Origin of the sequence: Aurantimonas sp. E1-2-R+4 (assembly GCF_036549515.1) — a bacterium.
In the GTDB taxonomy this organism is placed as follows: domain Bacteria; phylum Pseudomonadota; class Alphaproteobacteria; order Rhizobiales; family Rhizobiaceae; genus Aurantimonas; species Aurantimonas coralicida_A.
On sequence record NZ_JAZHLK010000044.1, the window covers coordinates 20,576 to 31,244 of the forward strand.

Below are 10,669 nucleotides of genomic sequence, written 5' to 3' on the forward strand. Positions count from 1 at the left end.
GAGGCGATCACCGCAGCGGCCCGACGACCGAGACCCGGCCTTCCTGGGTCCGGCCGCGCCGGCTGGGATCGTACATGTTCTGCACCAGCGCGGCGGGGTGAACGAAAGTTCCCGGCGAGACGGCGCGCACGACATAGGCGAAGCGCTGGGTCGCGGTATCGCCGCCGCCCTGATCGACCGCCGCGAGGAAGCGGTCGGCGCGAAACTCGGTATGGGCCGCCTCGCCGGTCAGTTCCAGCCAGTCGAGCGCCGCCACATCGCCGCCCCGCAGGATCGCCGGGTTGTCGATCTCGAAGCCGGCCGGCAGCGGGTCGTCGATCATCAGTCGCGCCGGACCGCCGTCGATCGGCGTCATCTCGACGACCGCGACGAACCGCTCCCCTTGGCCGATTTCAGCGATATCCGCCGGTTCGCCGTCCAGCGTGTAGTAGCTGCGAGCGATGGCGTAGCCGTCGGCCGACGCGGGCGGCGCGATACGCGGCACGCCGCGCAGCGTGATGTCCGCCGCAACCGGCGTCGTGGCGCGGTTGGCGACATCCAGACCCGACACCAAGTCCTCGGCGTCGAAGGACGCCGTATAAGGCCCGTCCACATCACGGCCGGAAACGGTCAGCTTCGGCGGATTGCTGGCCAGCAGCGCGTGCGCGGCCAGCAGCGACCAGGCGTCCTCCTGAGTGCTGGTGTAGCGCTGGTTCTGCCGCGCGGCGTTCACCTGTNCCTCCTGAGTGCTGGTGTAGCGCTGGTTCTGCCGCGCGGCGTTCACCTGTTGGACGAGGTCGTCGAAAGACAGTCCGTCGATGTCGGTCTCCAGCCCCAGCGTCAGGATCGCCGCGTCGTCCCTGAGCGGCGTCCCGTAATCCGTGCGACCGGAGTTCACCGCTTGCCACTGGAGCGCATCGGTGATCGCCGCGCGAAACACCCGCTCCGCTCGCACCCGGTCACCATAGAGTGCCAGCGCGGCCGCGATCTGCCCCTTGGCCAGCGGCGTCGGGAAATTCGACAGCTCGTTGTCCGAATAGTAGCGCAGGTCGCCAATTGCCGCCCGGCCGTTGCGCGCCAGCACGTAGGTGGCATAGGCGACCGGCCCCCAGTCGGGCGCGTCCGGCAGATAAGCCAGGCTGTTGCGCAGATTGTCGATCGCCTGCGCGAAGCCCTCCTCCGGTACCGTGTAGCCGGCCTCGCGCGCGCGGGTCAGGAAATCGGTGACATAGGCGTCGAGCCAGAGATCGCCGAAATCCGGCCGCCACAGGCCGAATCCGCCGTTCGACGACTGGTTGGCAAGCACGCCGGCGATCGCGTCGTCGATGCGCTTTGTAATGTCTTCCGTGCCGCCAAAACCGGCAAGACCGGCGGCAAGGATGGTCCGGTCGAGATAGACCAGCGGCATCGCGCGGCTGGTGATCTGCTCGGTGCAGCCATAGGGGTAGAGGTCGAGGTTCCGCACCACCCCGGCCACGTCGAAGCGCGCCGCGCCGGTGACGCTGACGGTCGCCGCTGCGGTACCCGGAACGAAATCGTCGAAGAGATTGGCGTCGAGATCGAGCCGGCCGCCATTGGCCGCAAGTGTCACGGTGTTCTTGTCGACGGTTTCCGGCGCGATCGAGCGAACCGGCAGCGCAAAGCTTTTCGACAGGGTCTCGCCACCCGGCAGAGTCAGGACGAGGTCGATGCTGGCGTCGCCCACGGCCTCGGCGGTGACCGGCACCAGAAGCCGCTCCCGCGCGCCCTTGGCCAGATCGAAGGGTTTGGTCGCCTCTTCGCCAAGGGAGACGACGCCGCCTCCACCGGACAGGACAAGCGTCACCTCCCCGGTCGCCCCTTCCACATGCGTCACGTCGATCGCGATGCGGGAGGTATCGCCCGGTGCGAGGAAGCGCGGCTGGCTGACCGCCAGGACGACCGGGTCGCGCACGACCATCTCGGCAGTCGCCTCGCCGACGCCGGTCTTCGTCCAGGCCAGCGCCATCAGCTTCAGCGTGCCGTTGAAGTCGGGAACGTCGAGCGTGATCGTCGCCTTGCCGTCGTCTTTGACGGTCACGAGGCCGGAGAACAGCGCCACCAGAGCCTCCATCGGCGGCGGGCTCTGATAGCTCGCGCCCGCGTCGCCGCCTGAACGCACCGTGCCCGGCGCGCCCTGCATGCGGTCGATCAGCTTGGAATAGAGGTCGCGGATTTCGACCCCGAGCCGGCGCTTGCCGAAATAATAGCCCGACAGCGACGGCGGCTCGAAGCCGGTGATGTTGAGGATGCCGACATCGACAGCGGCCAGCGTCACATAGGCCGTCTCGCCCGGCTCGACGCCGTCGACCGCAACTGAAACGTCAACGCTCTGCCGCGGCGTGATCTTGTCCGGCGCCGCCAGCGAGACCGTTAGAGCGCGGTCGCCCGGATCGACGCTGGCATGGGCAAGGCCGATCGCCCGGCCGGGCATCCGCTTGGCGTCGATATCCATCGGCCGGTAGACGATGGCGGCGATATAGGCGCCTGGCCCCCATTCACGGGTGACTTCGAGCGTCACCTCGCCGCCATCGGCGCCGATTTCAGCGGTCTTGGTGGCGATGACGCGCTCGTCCATCACCAGCACTTCAGCCGTTCCGGCAAAGCGCGGTTCGATATGGACGATCGCCGTGTCGCCGACGCGATAGCGCGGCTTGTCGAGCGAGACCTTGGCCATGTCGGGCGTGTCGAGCGACGACGCAGCGACGTACCAGCCGGCCTCGAAGCCGACACTCGCCGGCACCGCCGCCCCGGCAGGATCGCGGACGACGAACTCGTATTCGCCCCACTCGACGGGCAGCGACAGGGCTGCCGGCTCGTCCTCGCCGATGTCGATCGTACCGCTGGCGATCCGCGCGGAGGTACGCACCGGCTCGTAGTTCCAGCTGCCGTTGCTCGCATACCATTGGAAGCGCGTCGTGACCTTGTTGAGCACCCACTCAGCGCCGGCAAGCGGCGTCCGCGCCCGGTCCGCGTCGATCGCGATCAGGTCGAATCCCGCATCGCTTCCCTCGCCGACCGACCCGTCGAAGCGCGGCTTGATGCCAAGACGCGGCTGCGCCCCGGCCAGCGGCAAGGTCAGCGTCCGCTCGACGGGACGGCCGCTGGTGTCGACGACGCGAACCTGCAGCGAGGCCTCGAGCGGCTTCGTGGTCACCGGCGGCGCGAAGGGGGCGAGCGCGATCGTGGCATTTCCCTCGGCGTCTGTCGTGGCGCCGTCGAAGGGCTGGCGCATAGCCGTCGTATCGTCCTCGGCGAGGCCGAACCGATAGCCATCGAAACCCGCAATGCTTTCGTCGGCACTCAGGACGGCCTCGCCATTGACCTCCAATTCGCCGGCCGGCGCGCCGAACAGATAGCGCGCCGCGACGTCGATCGCCGGCGGCGCGGCAGGGTCGAGAATATCGGCGGACGAGGTCAGCGCGAAGTCGATCTTCTCTGGCTCGAAATCCTCGACGATAAGGCTTTCTTCCGCGAGCGCCGGCTGCTTGGGATCGGTATGCAGCGCCACCTTCCAGATCCCGCGCATGGCGTTCTCGGGCAACTCGAGCCCGAAGGCGAACCCGCCCGCGCCTTCGTCAGCGACCTGCCGGCGACGGTATTCGACGCCATCCGGGCGGGTGACGATTTCCGTGAGCGTCAGCCCCGTGACGGCCTCGCCTTTGGCGTCACGCACCAGTCCGGTAAAGAATGCGGTCTCGCCGGTCCGGTAGATGCCGCGCTCGGATGTCAGGAACACATCGAGCGGACCGGCAGGCGGCCGGCCGTCGACGCCTCGGTCTGTCAGATCGAAAGGCGACTGGGTGAGATCGAGAAAGACGAAGTCGGAACTGCCGTTTTCCGCGGTCAGCACCGCCGGTCGGTCGCCGCCGGTACCGCGCAACAGCCCCGCCGGCAGCCGCGCATGGCCGGCCGCATCGGTTTTGGCGGAGCCGAGAATCTGATTGTTCGCGGCGACGAGTTCGAGTTCGACGCCGTCGATCGGTTCGGCGCTTCCGAGCGAGCGCGCGAAGACGTGAAAACCGTCAGCCGCGGCGAAGCTGGTCAGCCCGATGTCACTGACCACGAACCACTGGGTGGCGAAACTGTCCTGATATTGCGGGCCGTTCTTCGCCTTGGCGGACAAGATGTAGACGCCCGGCTTGATATCGGGCGCGATCGCCGACACCGGGATCGCCGTCGTCACTTCCTGGTTCGTCTCGCGGGCAACCGTCACGGCTCCCGTCCAGACATCCTCGCCGCTGCTGCTGGCGACCTCGTCGATCTGCCAGTCGGAGAGCTGGCGCAGGAAGCGTTCGTCGCTGATCGCCCGCGACAAGGCCCGGTCGCCGATCCGCTGCAGCCGCGCCTCGATGTCGTCGGTATTGATCGTCGTCACCGGGATCGTGGCCTCGCCGCCCGCCGGCAAGACATAGGCAGTGGTGGCAAAGCGCACGGACGGATCGCGATCACGCACATAGACGATGGTCTCGACCGATTTGGTCAGCGTCTCGCCCTCGGCAGAAGTGATCCCCGGACGCGCCACGATCCGGTAGCGTTCGCCGTGCTTGACCCCGCCGACGCAGATCTGCGAGCCGCTCGCCGACACCGGCAGCGTTTCGCCGTTCTCCACGCGCACATAATCGCCGACATTCTCCGAGCTCGTTAGCGCGGTCGACAGGGCGTCCGAGAAATTCAGGCAGATCCGTGGGTTCGCGGCATTGTTGTCGACGGCATTGTCGACGATCCGGAAGCCATGCTCCGCCACGACCGCGTCGAGGCGGGAACGCGCGGCGCTTGTTTCCGCGGCATCGAGGCTCCGCCGGTAAGTCTTGATCGAAAGCTTCCAGTTTTCCGCCGCCTCATAGGCTTGGCCGAGCGCCCGCAGCGCCTCGGCCCGTTCCTCGTCGCCGGGCGCCGTCGAATAGGCGTTGATCGCGCCGAACTCGCGCAGCCGGTCATTGGTTGGCCGGTCGCCATATTGTTCGGGATTATAGGCCAGCGCCGCTTCGGCAATTCCCAGCCAGGCGCGGTAGGCCAGCGGTTCGCGCTTCAGCGCCTCACTCCAGATGCGGATGGCTTCCGGATAGGTCAGCGCCGCCGCGGCGTTTCTGGCAAGTTCGTCGACCGTCAGATCGTCATACGCCGCATCGCGCTCCTCGTCGGCGAGTTCGAAGCGCAGACGCTTGGCTTCGTCGATGGCCGACTGCGGCAGAAAGTTCAGTTCCGCCGCTCGCTGCTCGAGGCTGTTCTCATCGGCTGCGGTCGCCACGACGATCTTGCCGGAGACGGCGCCCGCGACGGTCCTGAGTTCCCCGATCTCCTCCTTCAGGAAGCACCACTGGCTCTTGGTATTGAGCGTGAACGCCTTGCAGCGATCGTCGTCCACACAGGCGGCCGTGCAACGGTCGAGATCGACATCCTTCAGTATGTCGTAGTCGCGGCCGAAATAATCGGCGCCTTCGGTCGTGATGACGCGCCGCTCGCCTGCCTCCTGAGCATATGACGACGACCCGATGAGGGTCGCAAAACCGATCGCGATCCCCGCTACAACTATTGGAAGATTGCCGACGCGAACCATGGGATTCTCCCTGTCAACATCGTTCAAGCCTACGACGAAGCAAGAGCGTCCGCCAGCGTATTCGGCGCGCACCGCAGAACGACCTGCCGGCTTTGCCCCTCTACCAAACAAATCGCATTTTAACGACCTGCGACTTTACGTCACCCCGCGCGCGTCATTACCGCTTTATTCAGAAACGCACCGCCATAACCCTATGGGAATCGAGGCGCCCATGCATAGCTCACTCACCAGGAAGATCACCCACGTGCTGATCAGCACGATGATTGTGGCCGCGTCCATCGTCGTCGCCGCCATCGTCTGGATGTCCGTCGAGCACGACAGGCAAGCCGCGGCGAGCTCGAGGACCATGGTCGAAGGGGGTGTCGCCGGCATTGGCGAGACACTCGACACGATAGCCATCGACTATGCCTGGTGGCAGGACGCTTGGGACAACGTGCGCGCCATGAACGACGATTGGGTTCAGTCGAACATGGGTGCGGGTGTCACCGAATCGAGCACGATGGATCTTCTGTTGATCGTCCAGCCTGACAAGACGATCCGATATGGCTGGGACACCAATTCCGGCGACACTCCGGATCCCACGGTGCTGCCGCGCGACGTGATCGAGCAGATGGTCGAGAAGATCGACCTGATCCCCATTGATGACGTCACACCCGTCCATATGACGACACGGATTGGCGATTCCGTTTACGTGCTGTCGGCGGCGAGGATTTCGCCCGAGGAGTTGAGCGGGATCGCGACGAGTGCGTTTCCCATTGGAATCTTCGGGTTCGTCTTGAGCGACGAGCGCATTGCGGAACTGGGAAGAAAGTTCCTGATCGCGGACCTGACCCTTGCGCCGTATCGCACCTCGCAAAAGGCAACCAATGTCTTGCGGGCCGATAACGGCACGCCGTTGGCTCAGCTCGAATGGACTCCGTATCAACCTGGCGATCGGCTCCTCCAACAAGCCGCAATTCCCGTCGCCGCCGCTCTTGCCCTCTTCGCCTTGGCCGGTTGGGCTGCAGCGAGAAGCGCTCGCCGGTCGGCCAACGCTCTTGCTGACAAGGAAGAAGAGGCGTCGAGAGCCGCCCGCCACGACGTGCTGACCGGCCTGCCCAATCGGTTGCTGTTCAGCGAGAAGCTCAACCACCCATTGATTGGAGAAACCTGCGCGAGGGGCGAATGCGCGGCTCTTTTCATCGATCTGGACGGCTTCAAGAACGTCAACGACACCATCGGGCATGCCGGAGGCGACGACCTGATCAAGGCGTTCGCGAACAAACTTCAGGCAGTGCTCCCACCGGACTCCTTCGCCGCGCGTGTCGGTGGTGACGAGTTCAATATTTTGATCGCCTCGCCCGAACCGCGGCAAGCCGCCGAGGACCTCGCGGCCGCGATCATTCATGCGCTGAAAACGGACTTTCAGGTCAACGGAAAATCATTCCGGATTTCGGCGTCGATCGGTTACGCCGTTTCCTGCGACGGCAGCGCATCGCCGGCCGAGATCGTCCGACACGCCGACGTCGCGATGTATGAAGCGAAACGTCGGCAATCGGGCGAACCAGTCCTGTACACGCCGGATTATGAGTCCGACCTCTACAAGAACCACAAGATCGAAGAAGCCCTGCGCCATGCCCTAAGCGCCGGCGAACTGGAGGTCCATTATCAGCCGATCGTAGCGGCCGGCACCGCCGAAATGAAAGCGGTCGAGGCCCTTGCCCGCTGGAATTCCTCGGATTTCGGCGCTGTATCGCCGGCGATCTTCATTCCGATCGCCGAGCAAACCGGGCTGATCGTCGAACTCAGCCAATTCATCTTCCGCCGGGTTTTTGCGGACCTCGCTGCGATTCCGGATTTGCGGGTCAGCGTCAACGTATCGCCGGTGCAATTACGCGATCCGATGTTCGTCGACACGCTTGTCGCCATGACGAGCGACGCAAAAATCCCGCTCGAACGCATTTGTCTCGAATTGACCGAAGGAATTCTGGTCACGCATCCCGAACTCGCGCGACAGAAACTCCTGGCGCTGAAGAAGGCTGGCTTTACCGTGGCCCTCGACGATTTCGGCACCGGCTTTTCGTCGATCGGATATCTCCGTCAACTGCCCTTCGACACGTTGAAGATCGATCGCAGCTTCATTTCCGAAATGACACGAAGTCCGCAGGCCGCAAGCCTCGTTCACTCCATCATCGCGCTGGGAAAGGCGTTGGATCTCAGCGTGGTGGCAGAGGGTGTCGAAACAGCCGACGAGCATCAGCTGTTGCGCCTGACGGGCTGCGATTATTTGCAGGGCTACGCCTTTGGCAAGCCGATGCCGATCGGCGAATTGCGGGATCGCTACTCGCTTGGCGCACAGCCGACGCGCCAAACCGGTTAGCTCGAGAACGATCGCGAACTTTACGCCGCCAGCGCCCCGATGAGTCGCCGCGCTTCCTCGATCTCGTCCATGTTGATCGCGTGTCCGGGCTCCGGATAGAGCTTTGCCGTGACCTTGGCGCCCCGGCTGCGCAGATGCTCCGCCGTCTCCCGGACGCGCGTCGCGGGAATGAACGGGTCGCGCTCGCTGCACCCCATGAACACCGGCAGTCCGGCGAGATCGCCCGCATCCGTCCGATCCGTCACCGACGGGCCGATCAGCCCGCCGCTGAATCCGAGGACACCCGCCACGCGCCCCGGATGCCGCGCGGCAAATTCCAGCGCCAGGCAGGCGCCCTGCGAAAACCCCGCCAGAACCACACGCTCGCTGTCGAAGCCGGCCTCGGCGAGCGCATCGAGGATCGTGCCGATCCGCTCTAGCGCGGTCGACAGGAACGGCTCGTTCGCCGCCAGCGGCTCCATGAACGGGCGCGGATACCAGGCGCCGCCCTCGGCCTGCGGCGCGAGAGCGGCGAGGCCCGGCAGGGCGATCGCCTCGCCAAGGCTGAGGATGTCCTCGGCCGTCGCGCCCCGCCCGTGCAGGCAGAGCATGACGCGCTTTGCCTCGGCGAGGGGCGCGCCGGTATGTTTGAGCCGATGCTCTTTGAGAAGCGCCGTTCCGTCCCGCTCTGTCATGGTCGACTCCCTCTCCTGTCTCATTTGAGCGGCTTCAAATTGGCTTCGATCTGCGCCCGCTTCGGCTCCAGGAACGGCGGCAGCGACAGGCTTTGCCCGAGGCTTTCCATCGGCTCGTCGACAGCGAATCCGGGTCCGTCCGTCGCGATCTCGAAGAGGATGCCGTTCGGCTCGCGGAAATACAGCGAGCGGAAATAATAGCGCTCGACCTCGCCGCTCGACGGCACGCGGAAGCCCTTCACCCGCTCGGTCCATTCGTGCAATTCGTCGATATCCGCCGCGCGAAACGCCACATGATGCACGCCGCCGGCGCCCTGCCCGGCCCGTGGCAGGTCAGGCTCGACCGCGACATGCAGTTCCGCCGCGGGGCCGCCCTCGCCCATCTCGAAGGCATGAACGACCGCCCCGTCCGACTCGTAGGTCCGGACCTTCCGCATGTTCATGATCTCCGTCAGGATCGGCTCGGTCCGGCCAAGATCGGGCACCGACATGACGATCGGGCCAAGGCCCCGGATCTGATGCTCTTCCGGCACGCTGCTGCCATCCCAGGGGTTGGCGTCGCCCTTGCCGCCATCGTCGACCAGCCGCAGCCGTTGCCCCTCCGGGTCCTCGAAGTCGAGCGAGGCCCGGCCGTCGAGATCGCGGATCTCGCCCACCGCGATGCCAGCCTCATTCAGGCGATCGCGCCAGAAATCGAGACTGTCGCGGCCGGCGACGCGCAGTCCGGTGCGCGAAATCGCGTTGGTGCCGCGCCGTTCCGGCGCCGCCGGAAAGTCGAAGAAGGTGATGTCGGTCCCCGGACTGGCCTTTCCGTCGGCATAGAACAAATGGTAGGCGCTGGTATCGTCCTGGTTCACCGTTTTCTTGACCAGACGCAGCCCCAGCACCTCGGTATAGAAGCGGAGATTGCCGGGGGCGTCGGCGGTAATGGCGGTCAGATGGTGGATGCCCTTCAACGCGATGCTCATGGCGGTTGCTCCGTGCGGTTCAAATTCCTCGACGAAATAAGCGGATTCACACCCCCGATGAAAAGAGGCCGGTTCGTAACGAATCGTCTCTGTTTTGTGAACGGCCGTATTCACACCCCGAACGAATAGCGGAGCGACGACGTGACTTTCTCCGATTGTACCACCCCCGGAGATCCGAAGACGATCACACCGGATGCCCTCGCGGACGCGATCGCGGCCTGGCAAAGTTCCGGCCGCCTGATTGTCGCCATTGCCGGCCCGCCCGGTTCGGGAAAGAGCACTTTTGCCGAATGGCTTTGCGACCGCCTGAACGCCGTATCGCCGGGTTCGACCGACACTCTGCCGATGGACGGCTTCCATTTCGACGACGCCGTTCTCGCCGCGCGCGGCGATCGACCGCGCAAGGGCGCGCCGCACACTTTCGACGTCGACGGCTTGGCCGTCATGCTCGACCGGTTGCGGGCCGGCGACGGCCGCGACGTCGCGGTCCCGGTATTCGACCGGGCGATCGAGATCGCCCGCGCCGGGGCCCGGATCATCGCCGCGTCCACCCCGATCATCCTCGTCGAGGGCAATTATCTTCTCCTCGACGATCCCGCCTGGGCACCGCTGCGCCAACGCTTCGACATGACCGTGATGCTCGCCGTGCCAGAGGCGGTTCTGCAAGCCCGCCTCACCGAGCGCTGGGTTGGTTATGGCCTCGAAGGCGCCGCGCTTCGCGATAAGCTGGACGGCAACGATTTGCCCAACATGCGGCTGGTGCTGGAACACAGCGTGCCGGCGGATTTCATGGTCGCGAACGTTTAGGGCTGGTCGCGGTCGCGACCTCGGTTGGCGAATGGTACGGGCCGGCCCAGGGGTGCGTGCGGCATATGGCCCGCTCGGAGCGTCGCGATCAGAGCCAAGTCGCTCCTTCAACTTGCGAGGTCCGCTCGCCCGATCGGTCATTCGTTCAGCACTAGCTTCTGCGCTGGAGACGGCTGAAAGCGGTCAGAATCCTTAGAGTCGGTCCGGAAAGTTGTTCAATTTGAACAAAGCCTTCGCAGCATTAGGCGGATAGACGCCAGTTTGAGGAATGCGAGCGCGTTGCGCGACAGGTTCTCGAAATCCT

Annotated in this window: 5 protein-coding genes; 2 read left to right on the forward strand and 3 right to left on the reverse strand. The window is 65.1% G+C overall.

Annotated elements, in window-relative coordinates:
- Nucleotides 1-7: 7 nt before the first annotated feature.
- The gene (locus VQ045_RS17050) at nt 8-5,557 is read right to left on the reverse strand and encodes an alpha-2-macroglobulin family protein (protein ID WP_331830952.1); all 5,550 of its coding nucleotides are present in this window, start codon (nt 5,555-5,557) and stop codon (nt 8-10) included.
- Here VQ045_RS17050 and VQ045_RS17055 point away from each other — a divergent pair.
- Nucleotides 5,556-7,916 (forward strand): putative bifunctional diguanylate cyclase/phosphodiesterase, encoded by a 2,361-nt coding sequence (locus tag VQ045_RS17055; RefSeq protein WP_331830954.1) that lies wholly within the window; start codon nt 5,556-5,558, stop codon nt 7,914-7,916. The genes VQ045_RS17050 and VQ045_RS17055 overlap by 2 nt on opposite strands.
- Before the next feature lie 20 nt (nt 7,917-7,936).
- Here the strand turns inward: VQ045_RS17055 and VQ045_RS17060 are convergent, their stop codons facing one another.
- Together VQ045_RS17060 and VQ045_RS17065 are read right to left on the reverse strand one after the other, a co-directional pair.
- A complete protein-coding gene (locus VQ045_RS17060; protein ID WP_331830955.1) occupies nt 7,937-8,590 on the reverse strand; it encodes an alpha/beta hydrolase in 654 nt (217 codons plus the stop codon).
- 20 nt (nt 8,591-8,610) lie between these two features.
- A complete protein-coding gene (locus VQ045_RS17065; RefSeq protein WP_331830956.1) occupies nt 8,611-9,558 on the reverse strand; it encodes a ring-cleaving dioxygenase in 948 nt (315 codons plus the stop codon).
- A 141-nt stretch (nt 9,559-9,699) separates the two neighbouring features.
- Between VQ045_RS17065 and VQ045_RS17070 the strand changes: the two genes are divergently transcribed.
- On the forward strand, nt 9,700-10,365 hold the full coding sequence (locus VQ045_RS17070; RefSeq protein WP_331830958.1) for a nucleoside triphosphate hydrolase: 666 nt from the start codon (nt 9,700-9,702) through the stop codon (nt 10,363-10,365).
- Nucleotides 10,366-10,669 lie beyond the last annotated feature (304 nt).